The 21,554-nt window shown below is 31.4% G+C and carries 21 protein-coding genes and 1 other annotated feature; of the genes, 7 read left to right on the forward strand and 14 right to left on the reverse strand.

Translation table 11 applies throughout. The features are described from left to right. Nucleotides 1-59: 59 nt before the first annotated feature. A complete protein-coding gene (locus HZR23_RS02115) occupies nucleotides 60-245 on the forward strand; it encodes a DUF1858 domain-containing protein (RefSeq protein WP_132847909.1) in 186 nt (61 codons plus the stop codon). Nucleotides 246-293: 48 nt separating this feature from the next. Here the strand turns inward: HZR23_RS02115 and HZR23_RS02120 are convergent, their stop codons facing one another. The 5 genes from HZR23_RS02120 to HZR23_RS02140 form a co-directional block, all read right to left on the reverse strand. Then, complete coding sequence (locus tag HZR23_RS02120) at nucleotides 294-1,274, reverse strand: acyl-CoA dehydratase activase (protein WP_132847910.1); 981 nt, start codon at nucleotides 1,272-1,274, stop codon at nucleotides 294-296. Continuing rightward, nucleotides 1,271-2,362, reverse strand: a complete 1,092-nt coding sequence (locus HZR23_RS02125; protein WP_132847911.1) for a CoA protein activase — start codon at nucleotides 2,360-2,362, stop codon at nucleotides 1,271-1,273. The genes HZR23_RS02120 and HZR23_RS02125 overlap by 4 nt, the downstream gene beginning before the upstream one ends. After that, the gene (locus HZR23_RS02130; RefSeq protein WP_132847912.1) at nucleotides 2,316-3,329 is read right to left on the reverse strand and encodes an acyl-CoA dehydratase activase-related protein; all 1,014 of its coding nucleotides are present in this window, start codon (nucleotides 3,327-3,329) and stop codon (nucleotides 2,316-2,318) included. Before HZR23_RS02130 ends, HZR23_RS02125 begins: the two co-directional genes overlap by 47 nt. A gap of 58 nt (nucleotides 3,330-3,387) precedes the next feature. Continuing rightward, a complete protein-coding gene (gene cls, locus HZR23_RS02135; protein WP_165913636.1) occupies nucleotides 3,388-4,890 on the reverse strand; it encodes a cardiolipin synthase in 1,503 nt (500 codons plus the stop codon). Nucleotides 4,891-5,018: 128 nt separating this feature from the next. Next, the gene (locus HZR23_RS02140; protein WP_132847914.1) at nucleotides 5,019-6,554 is read right to left on the reverse strand and encodes an ADP-ribosylglycohydrolase family protein; all 1,536 of its coding nucleotides are present in this window, start codon (nucleotides 6,552-6,554) and stop codon (nucleotides 5,019-5,021) included. A 287-nt stretch (nucleotides 6,555-6,841) separates the two neighbouring features. Here HZR23_RS02140 and pyrB point away from each other — a divergent pair, with 287 nt between their 5' ends. Both pyrB and HZR23_RS02150 read left to right on the forward strand, forming a co-directional pair. Further along, nucleotides 6,842-7,768 (forward strand): aspartate carbamoyltransferase, encoded by a 927-nt coding sequence (gene pyrB, locus HZR23_RS02145; RefSeq protein WP_132847915.1) that lies wholly within the window; start codon nucleotides 6,842-6,844, stop codon nucleotides 7,766-7,768. A gap of 2 nt (nucleotides 7,769-7,770) precedes the next feature. Next, a complete protein-coding gene (locus HZR23_RS02150; RefSeq protein WP_132847916.1) occupies nucleotides 7,771-8,199 on the forward strand; it encodes an aspartate carbamoyltransferase regulatory subunit in 429 nt (142 codons plus the stop codon). Nucleotides 8,200-8,234: 35 nt separating this feature from the next. Here the strand turns inward: HZR23_RS02150 and proB are convergent, their stop codons facing one another. The 6 genes from proB to HZR23_RS02180 all read right to left on the reverse strand — a co-directional run bounded on the left by proB (nucleotide 8,235) and on the right by HZR23_RS02180 (nucleotide 13,669). After that, nucleotides 8,235-9,029, reverse strand: a complete 795-nt coding sequence (proB, locus tag HZR23_RS02155) for a glutamate 5-kinase (protein ID WP_132847917.1) — start codon at nucleotides 9,027-9,029, stop codon at nucleotides 8,235-8,237. Between the two features lie 9 nt (nucleotides 9,030-9,038). Then, nucleotides 9,039-10,280, reverse strand: coding sequence for a glutamate-5-semialdehyde dehydrogenase (locus HZR23_RS02160; RefSeq protein ID WP_132847918.1), 1,242 nt, complete (start codon nucleotides 10,278-10,280; stop codon nucleotides 9,039-9,041). A gap of 66 nt (nucleotides 10,281-10,346) precedes the next feature. Further along, nucleotides 10,347-10,555, reverse strand: a binding site (T-box leader). 60 nt (nucleotides 10,556-10,615) lie between these two features. After that, on the reverse strand, nucleotides 10,616-11,962 hold the full coding sequence (locus HZR23_RS02165) for a sensor histidine kinase (protein ID WP_132847919.1): 1,347 nt from the start codon (nucleotides 11,960-11,962) through the stop codon (nucleotides 10,616-10,618). Nucleotides 11,963-11,973: 11 nt separating this feature from the next. Then, on the reverse strand, nucleotides 11,974-12,696 hold the full coding sequence (locus HZR23_RS02170) for a LytR/AlgR family response regulator transcription factor (RefSeq protein WP_132847920.1): 723 nt from the start codon (nucleotides 12,694-12,696) through the stop codon (nucleotides 11,974-11,976). Nucleotides 12,697-12,930: 234 nt separating this feature from the next. Then, nucleotides 12,931-13,062 (reverse strand): cyclic lactone autoinducer peptide, encoded by a 132-nt coding sequence (locus HZR23_RS02175; protein WP_132847921.1) that lies wholly within the window; start codon nucleotides 13,060-13,062, stop codon nucleotides 12,931-12,933. Continuing rightward, complete coding sequence (locus tag HZR23_RS02180) at nucleotides 13,052-13,669, reverse strand: accessory gene regulator ArgB-like protein (protein ID WP_132847922.1); 618 nt, start codon at nucleotides 13,667-13,669, stop codon at nucleotides 13,052-13,054. Before HZR23_RS02180 ends, HZR23_RS02175 begins: the two co-directional genes overlap by 11 nt. A gap of 257 nt (nucleotides 13,670-13,926) precedes the next feature. Here HZR23_RS02180 and rd point away from each other — a divergent pair, with 257 nt between their 5' ends. Next, entirely contained in the window at nucleotides 13,927-14,085 is a 159-nt protein-coding gene (gene rd, locus HZR23_RS02185) for a rubredoxin (protein ID WP_132847923.1), read from the forward strand. A 169-nt stretch (nucleotides 14,086-14,254) separates the two neighbouring features. Continuing rightward, nucleotides 14,255-15,196 carry a DMT family transporter gene (locus tag HZR23_RS02190; RefSeq protein ID WP_132847924.1) on the forward strand — a complete coding sequence of 314 codons (942 nt, stop codon included), beginning with the start codon at nucleotides 14,255-14,257 and terminating at the stop codon, nucleotides 15,194-15,196. A 17-nt stretch (nucleotides 15,197-15,213) separates the two neighbouring features. Here the strand turns inward: HZR23_RS02190 and yihA are convergent, their stop codons facing one another. From yihA to lonB, 3 genes are all read right to left on the reverse strand, one after another. Beyond that, nucleotides 15,214-15,840 (reverse strand): ribosome biogenesis GTP-binding protein YihA/YsxC, encoded by a 627-nt coding sequence (gene yihA / locus HZR23_RS02195; protein ID WP_132847925.1) that lies wholly within the window; start codon nucleotides 15,838-15,840, stop codon nucleotides 15,214-15,216. Beyond that, complete coding sequence (gene lon / locus HZR23_RS02200) at nucleotides 15,830-18,181, reverse strand: endopeptidase La (protein WP_132847926.1); 2,352 nt, start codon at nucleotides 18,179-18,181, stop codon at nucleotides 15,830-15,832. Before lon ends, yihA begins: the two co-directional genes overlap by 11 nt. A 210-nt stretch (nucleotides 18,182-18,391) precedes the next feature. Beyond that, complete coding sequence (gene lonB / locus HZR23_RS02205; protein ID WP_132847927.1) at nucleotides 18,392-20,086, reverse strand: ATP-dependent protease LonB; 1,695 nt, start codon at nucleotides 20,084-20,086, stop codon at nucleotides 18,392-18,394. Between the two features lie 195 nt (nucleotides 20,087-20,281). On the opposite strand from lonB, the gene HZR23_RS02210 reads away from it, so the two are divergent. Beyond that, entirely contained in the window at nucleotides 20,282-20,833 is a 552-nt protein-coding gene (locus HZR23_RS02210) for a chromate transporter (RefSeq protein ID WP_132847928.1), read from the forward strand. Next, entirely contained in the window at nucleotides 20,820-21,344 is a 525-nt protein-coding gene (locus HZR23_RS02215; RefSeq protein WP_132847929.1) for a chromate transporter, read from the forward strand. The genes HZR23_RS02210 and HZR23_RS02215 overlap by 14 nt, the downstream gene beginning before the upstream one ends. Nucleotides 21,345-21,554 lie beyond the last annotated feature (210 nt).

Raw genomic sequence — 21,554 nt, forward strand, 5'->3', positions numbered from 1 at the left:
ATACTAAAATTACCATAAAGTGTTTATGAGTTTTGTATAAAGATAGGAGGCGAATATATATGCAAATTACTAAGGATACTAAAATTTCAGATATACTTAGAGTAAATCCTAATGCAGCAGGTATCTTAATGGCTTTTGGTATGGGATGTTTAGGATGCCCAGGGGCTCAAATGGAAACTTTAGAACAAGCTGCAGGTGTACATGGTATTAACCTTGAAGAATTACTTAAAAAATTAAATGCATAATTTATAAAATTAAAGGATGCCCATCATTTCGATGGACATCCTTTTTTATTATGCTAATTTCTCTTTTTTCTTTACTAAGCTATTCCATTTACCGCATTTGTCTCCCCATCGTGCCATAATCTGTCCATCCTGAACAATTTCTATAACCTCACATAGGTTAGCACAATCCTGACACTCTATTCCTTTAACATTATATCCAGAATTAATAATATCAAAGCCTTTAAACTCTGTAAGATGCCCTTTTGCAGCATGCTCTCTAGCAAGTAAACAGCAACCAATTGCACCCATTACATCATGATGTGGGGGTACTAACACTTCTTGTCCTAGAGCTTCTTCAAAGGATTGCTTAATACCAACATTTGCGGCAACCCCACCCTGGAATACTATAGGCCCTACAATTTCTTTACCCTTACCTAAATTATTTAAAAAGTTTCTTACTAATGCATCACATAAACCCTTAATTATATCTTCTTGATTATGTCCTAATTGTTGTTTATGAATCATGTCTGATTCAGCAAATACTGCACATCTACCCGCAATTCTCACAGGATTTTTTGATAATAAAGCCATTTTGCCAAAATCCTGAATTGCAATATCTAATCTTGATGCTTGTCTATCTAAGAAAGACCCTGTTCCTGCAGCACATACAGTGTTCATTGCAAAATCACTTATTACATTGTTTTTAAGTAAAATTATCTTTGAATCCTGCCCACCTATTTCAAGAATAGTTCTTACGCCGTCTACAAAGTTCAAAGCTGCTATACCATGGGCTGTAATTTCGTTTTTTACAACATCGGCTCCTACTATCATTGCTGCTAATTGTCTACCACTGCCGGTTGTACCTACACCTTTAACCTTGATTTCTTCCTTAATAGCTGTTTTTATTTCCTTCATGCCTCTTTGAATCGCATCTATAGGTTTTCCTTGTGTTTTCGTATATACTTTTCCCATTATATTATTATTGTCATCCATTAGTACAACATTTGTACTCACGGATCCAACATCAATTCCTAAGTAGCAGTTTTTCAACTGACCTTCATCTCCTTCCTTTTTCCAAGTAAATCAACAAAAGCTTCAAGTCTCGTGTTAAATCCAGCCTCACCAGTCATTTCATCGACAATTAGACATAAGTATGGTATATCATATTCTTTTTCCACCTGAGGCATAATGCTTTGTGCTACTATTTCTGGCATGCAGGTGAATGGATATACCTGAATTAGTCCATCAAAACCTCTCTTAGCATAATGTATGCCGTAACCAATAGTCTCTCTGGCATGTCCTCCTATCATAGTCTTTAAATATGGTTTAGCCTCTTTTCTAATTTTTGAGTCCATAGTAATATTTAAAGGATTTAAAAATAGGTGTTCTGTAATCCAATGACTTAGTCTTAGGGACTTCTCAATTTCTACTCCCATTTCCCCTAATTTTTTCTCAATATATACATTCACCGAAGGCTCAAGAATTGTATAAATTTCTCCAATAAGACCAACTCTTAATACTTCTCTGCCTGGATCTTCTTCAATTCTTAAAATCTTTTCTTTAGTTTCTTTTATTAGTCTAGAAACTTCCCTATATCCACGAACACCTCTAATTTTCTTATGTAGCTCATCATAATATAAGTCTGCTTCTCCTATGTTTTTCTGTCTTGGTCTCTTGTAATACATTAAATCCTCTAAATCATCTATTTGGTAAAGAACTCGAGTAGCCTTTACTAAAGCATTTATTATTTTATACGGGTTTTTAGTTTTAGTTAATTTATAGATTGAGTCTAATAAACCTTTAAAGTTTCCTTGCGGAGCATCCAATAATATGATTTCTACATCTTCATGCCCCATCTCTTTTAAAATTTCGTTTTGAAGTATTGAATAATACCCAAATCTGCAAGGCCCACAGCTACCGATCATCACAATAGTATTTGCCCCTTCATTAATACTCTCAACAAAGTTTCCAATATTAATTTTAAGTGGAAGGCATATTGATTCAGGGGAATACTTTGTCCCTATATTTAGAGTTTCCTTACTGCAATCTACTGGAACAATTACATCTAAACCTACTTCTTCTAAAAGAACTTTAGTGCCAACATATTGGTTGCCCATGTGCGGAAAGGTCACTTTCATTTCTTTTCCTCCATTCAATCATATCTAAAAATGCTTCTAGACGAGTATTGACCCCCGCTTCCCCTGTATGTTCATCTATAGTTATTAATAGATAGGGAATCTCAGCATCTCTTCTTGCCCTTCTTTCGGATAGATCCTCAATTATCGAATCTATGCCACACCCAAAGGAAGATAGAAATATAATGCCATCAATATCTTTTCTATCAGCTAAATACATGGCAGAGCCCAAAAGTTTTCTACCAAAACTCCAAAACATCTTTTTTGGTAACTGATCAGCAAACTTATTGATTTCATTCATATCTAACATTTCAGGTACAACAACATCTATCTTATTTTCCATAAGTTTATTTATTAAGTTCATAGATCCATAATTGTCAAATACATTGTATGAATGCCCTAATACTGCTATTTTCATTTCCCCAGGTATTTTAATCCTTTTTTGCCTTAAAACTTCATTTATGTGTCCATCAAGAGGTAAATGACCATATCTTACTTTTTCTTTATAGTCCTCGTACGCTTTAAGAGCCTTATCATAGGCCCTAAAGATTTTAATAGGATTTTTAGTAACATAGCTTCCAAATTTATATATAGTTCTTTTTAAGCCTTTTCGTGATTTATTGAAATTTATTTCTATATCAATAAAAGGTGGTAAATTTGGAATTGAATTTCTTACCATCTCAGGTAGCCCACAAAACTTTGGACATATATATTCCTTTTCATAAACACTCATCACCTTAGGAACAAAAATATAATCGACTTTGTCTTTAAGATTTAACACATGTCCATGAAATATTTTAACAGGCAGACAAGCTTCATCTACTGTATTTTTTGTTCCTAAGTCAAGAATTTGTTTGTTTGTAGGACTAGATATAATAACTTCTGCTCCTAACTCCTCATAAAAGGTTTTCCAAAGTGGAAAATAGTCATAGAACCATAGACCTCTTGGTATCCCGATTTTTACTGTCATTAATAAATCCTCCCTTCAGCATTTGTATATTATTGCCTTTTTGTTTTATACATATACTTCAAGATATTGGTAATATTAATCGACCAATAATATATCTCACTGAACGCATTAATGAGAGCTTCTCATAATCCTTATATTTCTGTTTTTCGCTCATTTTCATATATTTATTAAAAATTTGTTCCATCCTCAAACATAACTGTTCATCATAAAGTAGTACATTCATCTCATAGTCTAAGTAGTAGCCTCTCATATTTAGATTTGCAGAACCTACGGATACTACTCTGTTGTCGACTATCATTGATTTAGCATGCATGAATCCATTTTTATACTTATATACTTCAACCCCAGATCTTAATATCTCCTTAAAGAATGACTCATTTAGCCAATCTATTAAAAAGGATTCAGTTTTTTCGGGTATTACAATCTTTACATCAACACCTCTTAATGCTGCAGTTTGAAGGGATTCTAACATAGCATCATTTAATACAAAATATGGTGTTGCAATATATAACCTCCCCCTAGCTGAATTTATTAGTGTAAAGTACATTTGATGTATTTCATGCCACCCTGTATCAAATCCTCCAGCTACCATTTGTACAGGTAAGTAATTCTCCACACTAGTCTTTCCATAGTAATAAATATCAGTAATTTTTTTGTCCGTTACATAATACCAGTCTGCTAAAAATATCTTTTGAAGATAATTAACTGAATCCCCTTCCATTTCCACAATAATATCCTGCCATATTCCTATATTTTTATCTCGATTTAAATACTCATCTCCAATATTTACACCGCCTGTAAAGGCTACTACTCCATCAACGATAATCATCTTTCTATGAGTACGATGATTTAACTTACCAGTGACCAATGACTTAAATACAGTATTGTATGGAACTATTTCTACCCCTACTTCTTTTAATTCATTTATATATTTACGGCTTAATTTAAAGCTTCCTAGGGCATCATAAATAACTCTTACTTCTACCCCCTGCTTTGCTCTATCTATTAAAACAGTTTTTAGTTTCTGACCTATATTATCGTCCCTCATAATATAAAACAAAACGTGAACATGCTTTTCCGCTTTACTTATGGCCTCAATTATTTCGTCAAAATAGTGTTCATTATCACTTATTAAAATTCCGTTATTTTTAAAGGTTGGTGACATGCCAGTGCTTTTCTCAATCAAAGTTGCTATTGATCTATTAAAATCCTCCTTATAAAACTTATCTACTCCCTCTACTTTAGTAAATTCATTTACAGTCCTAATATACTCACTATACTTTTTCTTATATCCATTTAAGTGTCTAGCATTTATTACTATTAAAATTAATGTAAATAAACTTATGACTAATACAATAGAAATCATAGCCTTAATTGTGATTAGCCAAAATCTACTTTGTATATAGCTAGCAGAGAAAAGTAAAATGCCCAAAAAAACTGTTATAAATAGAGCATATGGATAAAAACCTATAAAAACTATTTGTGGAATAACATTGAACAGATTAAAGAAAAAAACGACTAGAAAAACTATAAAAGTTAAAATTATAAATACTTGAATCACAAGACGCACCCCTAATTTTGTAAGTAAACAATTATAGTATTTTCCTAAAAGTGCTATTTATATGTAAAAAACAAAATCCTCACTTTTCAGTGAAGATCCTACTTTTTATTTTCAGTATTTAGTTAGTTCTATTTTTCCTTATTTAAACTTTTAACCGCATTTAAGACTTCTTTACCGATCTTAAAGTCAGGAGCCAACTCAACGGCTCTCCTGGAATATCTCTCTGCTTTATTTAAGTCATCCAAGTTTAAATATGTAATTGCTAGATTACATAAAATACTAGGGTGATTTAAATCGTGCTCTAACGCCTTTTTAAAGTATTTCAACGCCTCTTCAAATTGTCCTTTTTCTAAAAATCTGTTACCTAACCCTTCATAGGCTTCTATAATATTAGTTTTTAACTTTTCATTCTTCTTAAATTCAGGATTTTTTTCTATTAATAATTCAAAATATTTTACTGCTAATTCAAACTGTTCCTGCTTAGTATGTTTTATTGCCATCCATATTAATTGATCTAATTCATCTTGGAGGTTTTCTGGAGAATCATTATTAGTCCTTATTTGATCTCGCATTCTTCTATATGGATTGTTTAGTTTATTCTTTATAGATAACTCAAATAATCTATCCGAAAGTGTCAGGATTTCTTCAAGATTTCTTAGTTTCTTTACATACACTTTATGAATATTTTTAAAGCCAATATAGGCTCCAGCTAAAGTAAGTGCCATACTAGTAACCGTATCTGTATCATCTGCACCTATACAATTATTTAATATCTGTTCAAAATCATTAGGCTGCTTTAAAAAAGCATATAGTGCATAAGGAAGCGACTCTAAGACATAAGCACTACTCCCCCATTTCATTTTCACTTTATCCATATCTTCCTGCTGTTTAATTATCTTTGGTAGAACAATATTAATTCTAGTATAGAGATTCTCTATTTCATCCTCTGTCCTTGACCTATATACTGAGGTTTCGATGCCCTTAATACTATCACCGACAGCACTAATTAAGTCATTAATCTGTTCACTTTCTTTTATAGAGAACGGTTCTAAATTCATTAAATAGGCAATAGAATAGCTTAGGGCAATACTTGATGCAATAGCCATTTGGTCTACATGCGTAATAGTACTCTGAATACCTGCCATAAGCTTAAGTGAATTGTAGTCGCCATAATTGAGAAAGGACACTGGTGCACATCTCATTGCAGCCCCATTACCGGCCGATTCAACTCCACTCTTATACCACTCTAATTTACGGTCCCTGTAATTAATAATGAATTCATTTATAGTTTTTCCTGTTCTAGTTATAGGCTGCCTTATAAAGCGGTTAGCTATATCCTCAGGGTTAAATCCTTGATTAATGATTAAAGACTCTGAAAACAAAATAGTCATTTCTGTATCATCTGAAACGTCTAGAGAAATTGAATGTTTATCACTTTTAAACAAGTTTAATACGTAGTCAATTTCACTACTATTTTGACCTTCTATAAAATTACCAAAGGCATCTCCTAGGGCAAGTCCTACAAATGCACCTCGGATTTTATCTAAATAATCTATATTTGATTTTGGAACCAAATTATTTTTTTCAATTAAATTAGAAAATTTAGGCATATGGATTTCATTAATCAAAAAACTATATAATTGTTCTAATAATTCCAAATACATATTATGCACCTCTTAAACTAATATAATAATTTAAATTAAGTAATTATCCGCACTATCCCTGACTTATTTCATTATGCCCCTTAAGTATATATTATATTAAAATTTACCACATTAAAAGTATCATTCATAACTTGTTATCTAACTATATTGACTTTTATAAATTAAGATGATATATTTTAATAAATTTAATCGATTACCTATGTAATTCTTTAAATTTACCTTTAAATTAGTCCAGAGAGGCTAATAAGGGAGTGTACGCTCCCAATACTAAATAGGGAGGTTTTTTTATGAACTTAACAGGAAGACATCTTATTGACCCTAATGATTTTACTATTGAAGAATTACAAAAAGTTATAGACTTAGGGTTAGATATCTATAACAATCCTTCTAATTACTCAGATATCTGCAGGGGAAAAATTTTGGGTACATTATTTTACGAACCAAGTACACGAACTCGTTTAAGCTTTGAATCCGCAATGCTTAGAATGGGTGGTAGTGTGCTTGGTTTTTCTGATTCAAACACTAGCTCTGTTAGCAAGGGCGAAACTATTGCAGATACAATTAGAGTACTAGATGGGTATGCTGATGTATTAGTTATGAGACATCCTAGAGAGGGTGCCCCTAAACTGGCTTCTGAGTTTTCCTCAGTCCCTGTAATTAATGGGGGAGATGGTGGTCATCAGCATCCAACTCAAACATTGACTGACTTAGTTACTATACAGCATTATAGAGGAAAAATATCCAATCTTAAGGTTGCATTCTGTGGGGACCTATTATTTGGAAGAACTGTGCACTCATTGCTTAAAACTTTAAGTCGTTTTCCACATATAAGCTTTGTTCTTATATCTCCTGAGCAGCTTAAAATACCTTCTCATCTTAGAGATGAAATTATTTCAAACACCAATGTTGAAATTATAGAAACTCAATCACTTGAAGATCATATTAATGAAGTTGACATCTTATATATGACTAGAATCCAAAAGGAAAGATTCTTTAATGAAGAAGAATACGTTAAACTAAAGGATAGCTATGTATTGTGTAAGGATAAATTAAAAAATGCAAAAGAGGATTTATTAATATTACATCCCCTTCCTCGAGTTAATGAAATTAATTATGATGTAGATAGTGATCCTAGGGCTAAATATTTCGAGCAAGCAAAATTAGGGGTCTACGCTAGAATGGCACTTATGGCATTAGTTTTGGGGGTGATTTAGTAATGTTAAAGGTTACTAGTATAGAAAGAGGTATTGTTATAGACCACATTTCATCTGGAAAAGGGCTTAAGATTTTTCAAAAGCTTAGTTTAGACAAATTGAATACCCCTGTAGTTCTATTAATGAATGTACAAAGCAAAGAACTAGGAAAAAAAGATATTATAAAAATCCAAGACTTTATCGACCTTGACCTTAGAATATTAGGTCTTATTGATCCAAACATTACTATTAATATCATTGAAAAAGATCAAATAGTAGAGAAAAAGAAAGTTGAACTCCCACAAAAAGTAAAGGGCCTATTTCAGTGTAAAAATCCTAGATGTATTACATCAATAGATACTTACGTTGAACCAGAGTTTACTTTAGCAAAAAATTCAAGAAGAAAATATAAATGTAGTTATTGTGAGGAGTTAACAGAATATAAACTATAGTAATATAGCGGAGATCATCAATATCTCCGCTATTTTTATTCCTTTGGTAGGAAAACAGTTGCTCTCTCATTACCATTTATTAAATTTGCTAAAATATTTTCTTTTTTACCATTCGCTAAGATCATCGGTATACCATAGCTATTTACGGTTTTTGCTGCTTCGATTTTAGTGGCAATACCGCCTGTTCCAAAACCATTTGTCTCACCAATTTCAATATTCTTTAGTAACTCTACTGGATCAGTTACTATCTCCAAAAACTTTGCGTCTGCATAAACCTTTGGATTTTTATTATATACTCCATCTATATCACTAAATAAAATAAGTAAATCAGCATTCCATAAATTTGCAGTTAATGCCGCTAATGTGTCATTATCTCCAATTTTTATTTCCTCAACGCACACGGTGTCGTTTTCGTTAATTATTGGAATAACTCCTTCATCCACTAAAGTAAATAAAGTGTTTCTAATATTTAATGTTCTACTCCCATAAGAAAAATCATCTCTTGTTAAAAGTAATTGCCCTATATGGATATCATGCTTTTCAAATTCTCTTCTATAGGCGTCCATAAGCTCTACCTGCCCAATTGCACATAAAGCCTGCTTATAATGAATATCTTCTTTTCTTAGCCAACGGCCAATAGTTGATACCCCTGCTATTCTAGCACCAGAAGAAACTATTACGATTTGCTTACCAAGCTTCATAAGATCATTAACTTGTGAACTTAATCTATCTAAAAACTCTTTATTTATTGTACCATCATCGTTAGATAAAGTATTGCTACCTATTTTTATTACAATTTTTCTGCTCTTCTTTAATAACTCTGCTATCATACTCAACCTCTATTCTCTTATTTGTCCATTACCCATAATAGTATACTTAACAGTAACCAATTCGTTTAATCCCATAGGCCCTCTTGCATGCATTTTTTGTGTGCTTATTCCCATTTCTGCACCAAAACCGAATTGAGATCCATCTGTAAATCTAGTAGATGCATTCACATATACTGCCGCCGCATCAACCTCTCTTAGAAATCTATTTGCATTATTTAAATTCTCTGTAACAATTGCTTCCGAATGCTTAGTACCATATTTATTTACATGCTCGATCGCCTCATCGATACTATCTACAATTCTTACAGCAACTATAAAATCTAAATATTCTATAGACCAATCCTCTTCTGTAGCCTCATTCATATTCACTATGGATCGACTTTTCTCACAACCCCTTAGTTCCACCCTATCTGCAATTCTATTATTAAGTTTTGGCAATATCTCATTAGCAATATTTTTGTGAATTAAAATTGTTTCACAGGCATTGCATACTCCTGCCCTTTGAGTTTTAGCATTTTCTATAATATTTAATGCCTTCCCAATATCTCCAGATTCGTCAACGAATACATGGCAATTCCCAACCCCTGTTTCGATTGTAGGAACTGTTGCATGTTTAACTACAAACTGGATAAGCTCATCTCCACCTCTAGGAATTATTAAATCGATATATTGATTTAATATTAACATTTCTTTAACCACAGCTCTATCTACATCATCAATAAATCCTATTACATCTTCTGTAATTGAGCTATTTCTTAAGCCTTCCTTAACAGCCATTACTAAAGCTCTATTTGAATGAATCGCTGTTGAACTTCCTCTAAGTAAAATACAGTTTCCACTTTTTAAAGTTAATGCAAATGCATCTATAGTTACATTAGGTCTTGATTCGTAAATTATACCAATTACCCCAATTGGTACTGTCATTTTGCTAATAGTTAATCCGTTCTCTAAAGTCCAAACATCGTTACTTTTCCAAACTGGATCCTTAAGATCAATTATTGTATTAATCCCTTCAATCATATCTTCTATTCTTTTTTTGTCTAGACTCAGCCTGTCAATTAGACTTTCTTTCATCCCCGTTGCTCGAGCATTTTCTATATCTTTTTTATTCTCTTGTAAAATAAATTCAGTATTTTTTTGTAAACTTAAAGCTACTTGTGCTAATGCTTTATTTTTTTCCCTAGTATCTGCAATAACTAAAACTTGAGTTGCTTTTTTTAATTTCTTACAGGTCTCTATTAACTGTGACATTTTCTTCACTCCTTTTTCCAATTTATTATTTGTTTTAAAGACACAAAAAACTCTCATCCCTGAAAAAACAGGGACGAGAGTTATATTACCCGCGGTACCACCCTGAGTAGCTAAAATAGCTCACTCTATGTAATCGTAACGTGATTACCCTCGTAATGACTTATATCATCATATGCTCAAGAGTGGGTTCAAAAAGTTAAGTTTATAGGACTTTCACCAATATCCTACTCTCTGTAAAACATCACTTTTTTAATATTCTCCGTCAAAGCATTTATCAATTATCAAATTATATTTGTTATATTATATATAAAATCAGTTTTTATGTCAATTTAATTTTAATTAGCCTTAATCGGTGTATATTCATAATTATATTGTATAGGCAATGCAATTTTAACGCTAAATTCATTTTCTAAATCTTGAATTTTTATTGAACCTTCATATTTCTTTACGACCTGCTTAATATTGAACAAACCATAACCATGATTAGTTGAATCTTCTTTAGTAGTATATCTTTCCTTATTCTCATTACAAACAAATACATCTGCCAGTTTACTATTAACTATTTTTATAATAAAATTTGTTTCCTTTATATAGATATTTGCAAAAATATATCTTTCGTTTTCTTCTTTTTTCAAACAGGCTTCAATAGCATTATCTAATAAATTTCCTAATACTACAGTTAAATCAATTAAATCGTAGGGTAGTTCTTTAGGTATGTTTACATCTATTTCCATATCTATATTATCACGTAATGCCCTTTCCATTTTCACATTTATAAGGGCGGCTATAATAGGGTGATTTATATCAATTATTCTACTATTCCATGAAACACGCTCAGCTAAGGATTTTAAATATTCCTTAGCTTCAGCTATTTTATCTAAATAGATAAGTCCGTAAATTGTACTAATATAATTATTAAAATCATGTTTTTGAGCCTTCATTGTGTCGAACATCTCTTCTATACTTTTAGTGTAAACTAACTGATTTTTATATTCCTTTTCTTTCATTTCCCAAAGCATTTCTTTTTGTGATTGGATAAGGATTTTTCTTATACTCCAAAAGACCAATGCACTAAATACTATCACCCCAATAATTACTCCTGTAAACTTAATGAAAGAAGTAAAACTAAACGAACCAGTCTTGACTAAAACAGAGAAAGCCACAAATATTATTAAAATATTAAAAAATAATAGAGATAAAAATAGGTAAAATTGTTTTTTTTCTACATGTCGCAAAATATCTAATTTGCTAATAAGATATTTTACTACTATTAAAAATAATGATTTGGATATTACTATGCCTATAATTCTATATACATTTGACTCTGTTAATATACTCGGTGATATTCTAAATATTGCTACAATTAATCCTATGGAAATTATCTCCATAACAAAGTTTAACATTAATCCAACAATAATAAAAAAGTATAGTTTTAATATGTTTTTTTTAAAATACAAATAAAAAATGATTCCTGCTGTTACGTACATGATAACAAACCCTAAAAAGTTGGCATATCCTAAAAAAACGTTCACAGCTGTATTAAATACAGCTTGAAGTAATACAATGTATACTGCACTTAATAGTTTGTTTATTCTAACATTAAAGATTATAACTAGAAAGTAGAAAATTAATGCTACATCAATAATACTTATTAAAAGTGAAAAAAAGATAGAATTAGGCACTGAACCACCCCTTAGATTAATTGCTTTTCAAGTTGCATTACTACACTCTTTTTATATCTTCTACTTACTGGGACAGTCTTTTCAATATCTCTAAAAAAAATCTCATCTTTTCTAAACAAAAAAAGTTTATTCATGTTTACCAAATAACCTTGATGACATTGTAAAAAACACACATCCTCTAACTGACATTCTAAATCTCGAATTGTTCCATTAAACATAAAATTTCCTTTATGAGAATAAATCTTTATCTTCCTTTGCTGTTTTTCAAAGAAAAAAATTTCATCGTATTTTAGACGAATAATTTCATCTTTATTTCTAACAACAAAATAGTCATTTTTACCTTTGTATGCCCTACTTTCATCTACTCTTCTTAAAGCCTTATCCAGCGTAATATTAAACTCATCCTCATATATAGGTTTTATTACATAGTCTAGAGACTTGACTGAAAATGCGTCCAAAGCATACCCTTTATAGCCTGTTAAAAATATAATAACTATCTCATCATTTATTTTTCTAATCTCTCTAGCAACTTCAATGCCATTCATACCCTTCATTTCTATATCTAGAAAAATAATATCAATTTTCTTACACCTTATTATTTCTAAAAGTTTTTCGCCTTCATATGTCTTAATTATTTCTTTATCATATCTTTTAATTGGACTCTTTAATATATACTTGTAAATTAAATCTACTTGTACATGATCATCATCACATATAGCTATAGTAAGATACATTCTAATCACTCCATTAGCAATAGTCCTTGAAGTACTTCGAAAAGCAATTTATACATATTTTACACCTTATGTTATATTTATACATTTTATCTTAATAATAATCTTTTTTGCATTTGTATTCAAGTCTTTTTAAAAAATAAGCCAATACTACTGACCAACATCAATTAAAGATAAAAATAATAAAAGAAGTAGATTTAAATAAAATCCACTTCTTTTATTATTGAATGATTACTACTAAAATTTTCTTAATTTTTCTGGGAACTTTGGTTGATGATAGAATCCCCAACAGTTGATACCCGCTCCTAAATTTGCTACAACTAAAGCTAAAGCGGCGAAACTTCCTAATAAGTATTTCTTATTTTTCATTTAACTCCACCTCCTTTATATTAGTTTTTGTAACCCATTTATATAAGTTTGTTGCAAAGGGAGTTATGCTAAATGTTTCACTTAATATAGCGAGTATTGCAATGCTGCAGTATTTATTTAAACTTGGGTTCGCAAAAAAGGCTGTTGTAATTAAAATGAGTAAAATTATAAATACCATTCTGCTTCTTTTTGTATATATAATAATTTCATCTTTATTCAAAGGTTTATTCGGTGTGTCTACTGGTGCATAAATATATATAAGAATTCCGCAAATATATAATATGGCAAAAAGAATAAACCCGTTAGTCAGCAGCGGTGCCAAATATATAGATCCAAAATTAAAAACTATTGTAACTAATAAACAAGTAAAGTAGTTATCTGCATGAACCCCACCAGCGTTAACTCTTAATGATGCAAAAACACTTAAAAACAATATGGTCTCTGGGACTACTTTTAGAATAAAAGCTATGAGGAGTATTACTATCCCCTTTACTATAGTTGCTACTAACAACTGTAGCCCATATCGGTATATATCTTCATTGTCATTATCTATAATTTGATTATCATTAAATTTTTTTAAAGTTTCATTAACGATAAATTCAATCATTTTAATCCCCCTGTTTTTTATTTAAATATAACATCTATTACATTTTTTTCAATATGTTGTGCATAAGTGGTCATTTTTTTGTCCTATTTGGCATGTTTTTAGATAAAAAATAAAGTTTTGTCGATTAATGCATTAAATTATCTTTAGTATGTTATTTACAATAATGCATTTTTTGTTTTAACCTAATAATCCTGGGTATACTTACACATGTAAATAAATATAATAAATATATCTATAGACAGAAGGGAGCAATCAATATGAAATATGAATGTACACCATGTGGATACATCTATGATCCAGCAGTAGGTGATCCAGACTCAGGTATTCAACCAGGAACTAAATTTGAAGATATTCCAGATGATTGGGTTTGTCCAGTATGTGGAGTTACAAAGGATATGTTTGAGCCAGTTCAATAATTAGAAAGGAAGAGAATGTTCTCTTCTTTTTTATTTTTTTGGATTTTCTTTGTTTTATTTTTTAATAATATTTACAATATTATTATTTTTGTATAGAATATACTGAATATGGTTTAATGTATCAGTACTTAAAAAGCTTTGTATTTTTTAATCTGTTAGGAGGCATTGCATGACTAAACAACTGAAAGCTAATTTATCACTCTTATTTATTACAATAATTTGGGGTTCATCATTTATATTAACTAAAAATTCATTGAATCACCTACCCACATATAATTTTTTAGCTATTCGCTTTATTATATCTAGTTTCATATCCATAATAATATTTAGAAAAAAACTTATATCGGTTGATGCGCCCACTATTAAATACGGTATATTAACAGGTTTAGTTTTGTTTGCCGGATATGCATTTCAAACTGTGGGATTAAATTACACAACTGCATCAAAATCTGGATTTATTACTGGGTTTAGTGTGGTTATCGTACCAGTTTTTTCTGCATTTCTTCTAAAATCAAAACCTACTAAACCTGCTATAATTGGAGTAATCTTTGCAATTATTGGTTTAGGCTTCTTAACCTTAGATTCAAATATTAGTCTTAATATAGGAGACCTTTACACATTAATTTGTGCTTTAGCATTTGCCTTACACATTATTTCAATTAGTAAATTTACGGTGAAATGTGACTCAATAAATTTGGCTGTAATTCAAATATTCGTTGTTGGTATTTTAAGTCTATTATTTAGTTTTGTGCTTGAAAAACCCACAATTCCAACGGGCATAAATATTTGGATAAATATTGTAATATTAGCAGTTCTAGCTACTACAATTGCCTTTTTAATACAAACTACTATGCAAAAGTATACAACAGCCACTCATACAGCTCTAATTTTAAGTGCCGAACCAGTTTTTTCTGCTTTCTTTGCCTTCTTAATAGCCGGCGAGATGCTACCTTCTGGAGGCATTTTGGGTAGTGCACTAATTCTTTCAGGTATGTTAATATCAGAGTTAGATTGGAACAATATATTACACTATTTAAAAAATAGGGAGTTATTTATTTCAATAGCTAATAATTTAAAAAATCAAGCTATTACGACAAAGAGTGGAAGATAGTCATCTTCCACTCTTTTTTATATTTCTCCCTGTTCTTCAATTGTTATGTTTAATTGATTTTCTATGAATAGACTTTCAAGAGCCCCCCACAGTTTATCAATTCCAAGTTTTTTTAATGAAGATATAGGTACAATTTGGGCATTAGTAGGCATTCCTAATGTTTCCCTAATAACTTTCATACTCTTTTGCTGTTGGTTCTTTGATATTTTATCTGACTTTGTAGCGATTACAATACTACCATATCCATATTGTCTAAGCCAATTATACATAAGCACATCATCTTCTGATGGGGTATGTCTAATATCCACTAGTAACAATACCTCTTGAAGTGCATTGCGAGTAGAAAGATATGTTTCTATCATTTTTCCCCAGGCTGCCCTATCAGACCTTGCAACCTTCGCGTAACCATAACCCGGTAAATCCACTAGATAAAATTCTTTATTAATTATATAAAAGTTTATTGTTCTTGTTTTACCAGGATTTGCACTAACTCTGGCTAGATTTTTCCTATTTAAAATAGTATTTATTGTTGATGACTTCCCTACATTAGATCTACCAATCATCGCTATCTCAGGTAAATCATCTGCAGGATACTGAGATGGCATAACAGCTGTTATTGCTATATCTGACGTTTTAACCTTCATTATTTTCTCCCCTTATTAATGCGTGCTCTAATACTTGATCCATATGATCAACAAACACCATTTCAATCTTTTTCTTTACATTCTCAGGTATATCATCTATATCTTTCTTATTCTCCATTGGTAGTAGAACCTTCTTAATACCTGCTCTATTAGCTGCCAAAACTTTCTCTTTAACTCCACCAATAGCTAATACTCTACCTCTCAGTGTAATTTCTCCTGTCATAGCTACATCTTTTCTGGCTGGTGTGTTTGTTAATGCAGATATTACAGCCGTTGCCATAGTTATACCAGCAGAAGGACCATCCTTTGGTGTTGCACCCTCTGGAACGTGGATGTGTAAATCTATATTCTCATGGAATTCAGGGTCAATTTTTAGTTCTTCTGCTCGAGATCTTATATAGCTAATTGCTGCTTGGGCGGATTCCTTCATAATATCACCCAAATGTCCAGTTAAGGATAGCTTTCCTTTGCCTTTCATAGGTGTAACCTCGATAGATAAAGTATCTCCTCCAACTGCTGTCCAAGCTAGGCCTCTAACAACTCCAACTTCATCTTTTTGATTTATCATTTCATATGCAAATACTGGTTTTCCTAAATACTTATCTAAATTATTTGGCATTACCCTAACAGTCTTTACTTTTTCCTCTACAACTCTCTTAGCAATTTTTCGGCAAACATTTGCTATTTGTCTCTCAAGATTTCTAACCCCTGCTTCTCTTGTATAATAGTTTATAATGTCTCGAGTAGCCTTTTCAGAGATTTGTACTTGTTCTTCAGCTAATCCATGATCTTTAATTTGCTTAGGGAATAGATATCTTTCAGCAATCTTTAATTTCTCTTCCTCTGTATATCCTGGTATACGTATGACTTCCATACGGTCTAATAGAGGTCTAGGTATAGTATCTAAAGAATTTGCTGTAGTTATAAACATAACTTTAGATAGATTGAATGGAACCTCTAAAAAATGATCCGTAAAGTCGCTATTTTGTTCAGGGTCTAAAACTTCTAATAAAGCTGCTGCTGGGTCACCTCTAAAGTCGCTTGCTAGCTTATCTATTTCATCTAATAGAAACACTGGATTTTTAGATCCTACTTGTCTCATAGATGAAATAATTCTCCCAGGTAAAGCTCCTACATAGGTTCTTCTATGTCCTCTTATTTCAGCTTCATCTCTTACCCCACCTAAAGACATTCTTACAAATTTTCTATTTAGGGATCTAGCTATAGACTTTGCGATTGAAGTTTTTCCTACTCCAGGTGGCCCTACTAAACATAATATAGGTCCCTTCATAGATTTAGCCAATTGACGGATAGCTAGATATTCTAATATTCTTTCCTTAACTTTTTCTAACCCATAGTGGTCCTCATCTAAAATTTCAGCTGAAAGCTTCAAATCCAGTCTATCTTTCGTATCCTTATTCCAAGGTAAATTAAAAATCCAATCTATATAATTTCTAAGTACTCCTAGTTCTGCTGAGGACGGAGAAAGTTTTAGTAGTCTTTCAACTTCTCTATTTATTTTCTCGTGTATGTCCTTAGGTAATTTTAATTTCTTTAATTCATTTTTATACTTATCAACCTCTTCAACTAAACCTTCATCTTCACCTAATTCTTTTTGAATTGCCTTTAATTGTTCCCTTAAGTAGTATTCTTTTTGAACTTTATTAATCTGTTTTTTCACTCTATTATTGATATTTTTCTCGATTTCTAGAATTTGAATTTCTTCCAGAATAAATTTGTAAATCAACTCTAATCTATCAGCTACTTTAAAAGCCTCTAATATATCTTGCTTCTGTGTTGGTTTCAAAACAAGATTTGATGCAATAGTATCTGCTAATCTTCCCGGAACTTCAATTTCATTCATTGCTATGAGGACATCAGGGGAAATTCTATTGCTTACGTCTATGTAGTCTTCAAAACTTTCAAGTACACCTCTCATAAGGGCTTCAATTTCATGACTCATTTCTGTCTCTTGAGTATAATCCTGTTCCTCTATATCTACCATAATATAAGGTGTTTCCTGAACGATATTTGTTATTTTAGCTCTAGATATACCTTCAACTAAAACCCTTATAGTATCCCCTGGTAGTTTTAGCATTTGTTTAATCTTTGAAATTGTACCAACTTGATAAAAGTCCTGAGGCTTAGGAGAATTTATTTCTATATCTTTTTGTGATACTAAAAAAATTAATTGATCATTTACCATAGCTTCTTCTAATGCATTTATTGACCTTTCTCTCCCAACATCAAAATGTAACACCATATATGGAAAGATTGTCAAACCCCTTAACGGAATTAAGGGAATTGAACGTACTCTATTATTTTTACGATTCTCTTCCATCTTACTCACTCCTCATATGTATTTAAATACAGTTAGCCGAATACATTATACCTTTACTTGTGTTTCTTTTCAATATTTTACCCTTAATTTATACTTTATACCACAGCTAACTCGGAAAATTTAGTTAGATTTAAACATTTTATCATAATAGGATGAAAATAACGACTTATACTTATATTTTTTTTAAGTACAAGCCGTATTTTTTACTATCTATATACTATTTTTTCTATCATCCCTACCTAATGCAGCGACTAAATCAATAATTTCTGGATTTTGTTTATGCTTGCTACTTCCCTTTTCTTTACAAATAGCTAAGTTAATAACCTCTTCGATAGTACTTACAGGTATAACTTCTATATCTAGAAGCTTAAATCTATCTTGATAATTATCTTTAGGTATTAATACTTTTTTACATCCTGCTTGTTTTGCAGCATTTATTTTAGCTGATATACCTCCAACTGGTTTTACATTTCCTCTTATAGAAACTTCACCTGTCATAGCAATTTCGTTATCAACAAGCTGGTTAGTTAAAGCGGAATATATAGCCGTAACCATTGTTATACCTGCTGATGGCCCATCAATCGGAATTCCACCTGGAAAGTTTAGATGTATTTCATAGTCCTTAGGATCTAAACTATATATTTTTTTTATTACGGTTAATACATTATCTACTGAGTCCGAAGCCGTGCTCTTTCTTTTTAAAGTTCGACCAGGAGTATTCGTTTCCTCAGATTGAATAATACCAGTTACTATTACTCTTCCTTTTCGCTTCTTCGGTATTTTAATTGCAGTAACCTCAATATCAATTAACATGCCTAAATTCGCACCATAAACAGCTAGTCCATTTACACATCCAATAGCGGGCTCCTGTCCAATCTTTTTATCTGGCCTAGGACTATAGTGTCCGCTTTCTATAACCCACTCTACGTCTTCAATTTCAATAGTTTTTCGGCCTTGAGTTAAGGCCAATCCAGCTGTTATTTGTATGATATTTACCGCTTCTCTCCCATTTGTTGCATACTTTTTAATCTCTTCAATAGACCTCGCATCTATTTCAAATCCACTTCTCTCACAGGCATTTTTTGCTATTATACCAACCTCCTTTGGCAAAAGGGGTCTAAAATAAATTTCAACGCACCTAGATCTTAAGGCCGGTGGTAAATCTTCAGGGCCTTTTGTTGTAGCCCCAACAAGTCTAAAGTCTGCTGGTAGGCCATTTTGAAATATATCATGTATATGTCTAGGTATGTTGGAATCCTCAGAATTATAGTAGGCACTCTCTAAAAATACCTTTCTATCCTCTAATACTTTTAAGAGTTTATTCATTTGTACTGAGTGAAGCTCTCCAATTTCATCTAAAAAAAGTATTCCACCATGTGCCTTTGTTACAGCCCCTGGCTTAGGTTGAGGAATTCCTGCCTGTCCTAAAGGTCCTGCTCCTTGATAAATTGGGTCATGAACCGATCCCATCAATGGATCAGCAATCCCTCTATCATCAAATCTTAATGTAGTAGCATCCATTTCTATAAATTTTGACTTGTGGTCAAAGGGTGAATGGATACTTTTTTTTGCTTCTTCAAGAATTACTCTTGCTGCAGCCGTCTTACCAACTCCTGGTGGACCATAGATTATTACATGTTGGGGATTAGGACTACATAAAGCTGCTTTTAAAGCCTTTAATCCATCTTGTTGACCAATAATATCATCAAAAGTACTTGGTCTTGTATGTTCAGATAATGGCACAGTTAATGCATTTTCCCTTAGTTGTTTTAGTCTCTCTACTTCCTTTCTAGATTCCTTTTCTATAGCCAATTTACTTCCCTGTTGAGTTTTAAGTAAACTTAAAAAATAGAGACCTATAACAACAGCAAAGAAAAATTGAATTAAAAATATTATGTTTGGCAATCTCCTATCTCCTCTCCGTTTAACTTAGCTGTAATAGATTTTTCATCTGATAAAATTATTATTTGCACCCAATAATGATTTATCCGACTAAAAAAAGATTGTTATTATATGAAATAATAGGAATTGTCATTATTTCTAATATGTTATAATAATAATATTGGCATAACTGAATAATTTCATAGGAGGTTTTTTGATATGCAGGAGTATTTCAGGCTTTTTTTTATTTTTTTTAGAATAGGAGCATTTACCTTTGGTGGTGGCTATGCAATGCTAGCTATTATGCAAAGAGAGTTTGTAGATAGAGAAAAACTGTTGGATGAAATTGATTTTTTAGATATAGCAGCTCTAGCCCAAAGCTTACCTGGCCCAATAGCTGTTAATACCTCAGTCTATGTGGGCTATAAATTAAAAGGTAGAAAAGGTTCATTAGTTGCACTTGTAGGAACTGTTCTACCCTCTCTACTTTCCATTATTCTCTTAGCAATGTTTTATAATAGAATAAAGGATATAGAGGCTATTCAACAGTTCTTTATGGGTGTTCGTCCAGGGATTGTATCTTTAATTTTTTTATCTGCTGTTAAATTATCTAAGCCTATTGAAAAAACAAAATTTAACGTATTAATAATGGTTATTGCATTAGTTGGAATAATTCTTTTAAAAATTCATCCCATATTCGTTATTATTATTTGTGGAACAATAGGATACTTATACAGTAGAAATAAGGAGAATACCAATGGTCATATTTAGAATAATTATCTCTTTTTTGAAAATAGGTGCATTTAGTTTCGGTGGCGGATATGCAATGTTGCCAGTAATACAAGAAGAAGTTGTAAATTTAAATCAATGGCTTACAGAAAGTGAGTTCATCGACATTGTAGCCATATCACAAATGTCTCCAGGACCCATTTCTGTTAATGTTGCCACTTTTGTAGGATATACTCAGTTTGGTATTTTAGGGGCAGTTATAGCTACTACCAGTGTTGTAATCGTTTCTTTTTTCTTAGTAACTTCACTAGCAAAACTAATTACTAAACATAAAGATATACCTATAATAGAAGGTATATTTAAGGGTATCCGTCCGTCGGTAATAGGTTTAATCGGTGCCGCATGTGTTTCCTTATTTAATACTTCTATAATAGATTTAAAAAGTCTTGCAATAGCAGTAATTGTTTTAATAGCACTGTATAAATTCAAACTACACCCAATTGGTGCAATTATTTTTTCTGGTTTCCTAGGAATTCTTTTTTACTCAATATAGTTAAAATACACATTATAAATGGTGTTGGTGGAATAAAACCAGCACCATTTTTTTGATTAAATAAATAATCCACTATATTCTTATAACCATAAGTGATTGTAGTGTTTTAAATACCCCACTCTTCTTTATTCATCTTAATTAAAATTTTATTTAACTATGTTTAGCCTCTTATAAAATTAGGTAAAAAAGAAATAATAGCAAATTACTAAT

It is taken from the genome of Serpentinicella alkaliphila (genome assembly GCF_018141405.1).
Classification (GTDB): Bacteria; Bacillota; Clostridia; order Peptostreptococcales; family Natronincolaceae; genus Serpentinicella; species Serpentinicella alkaliphila.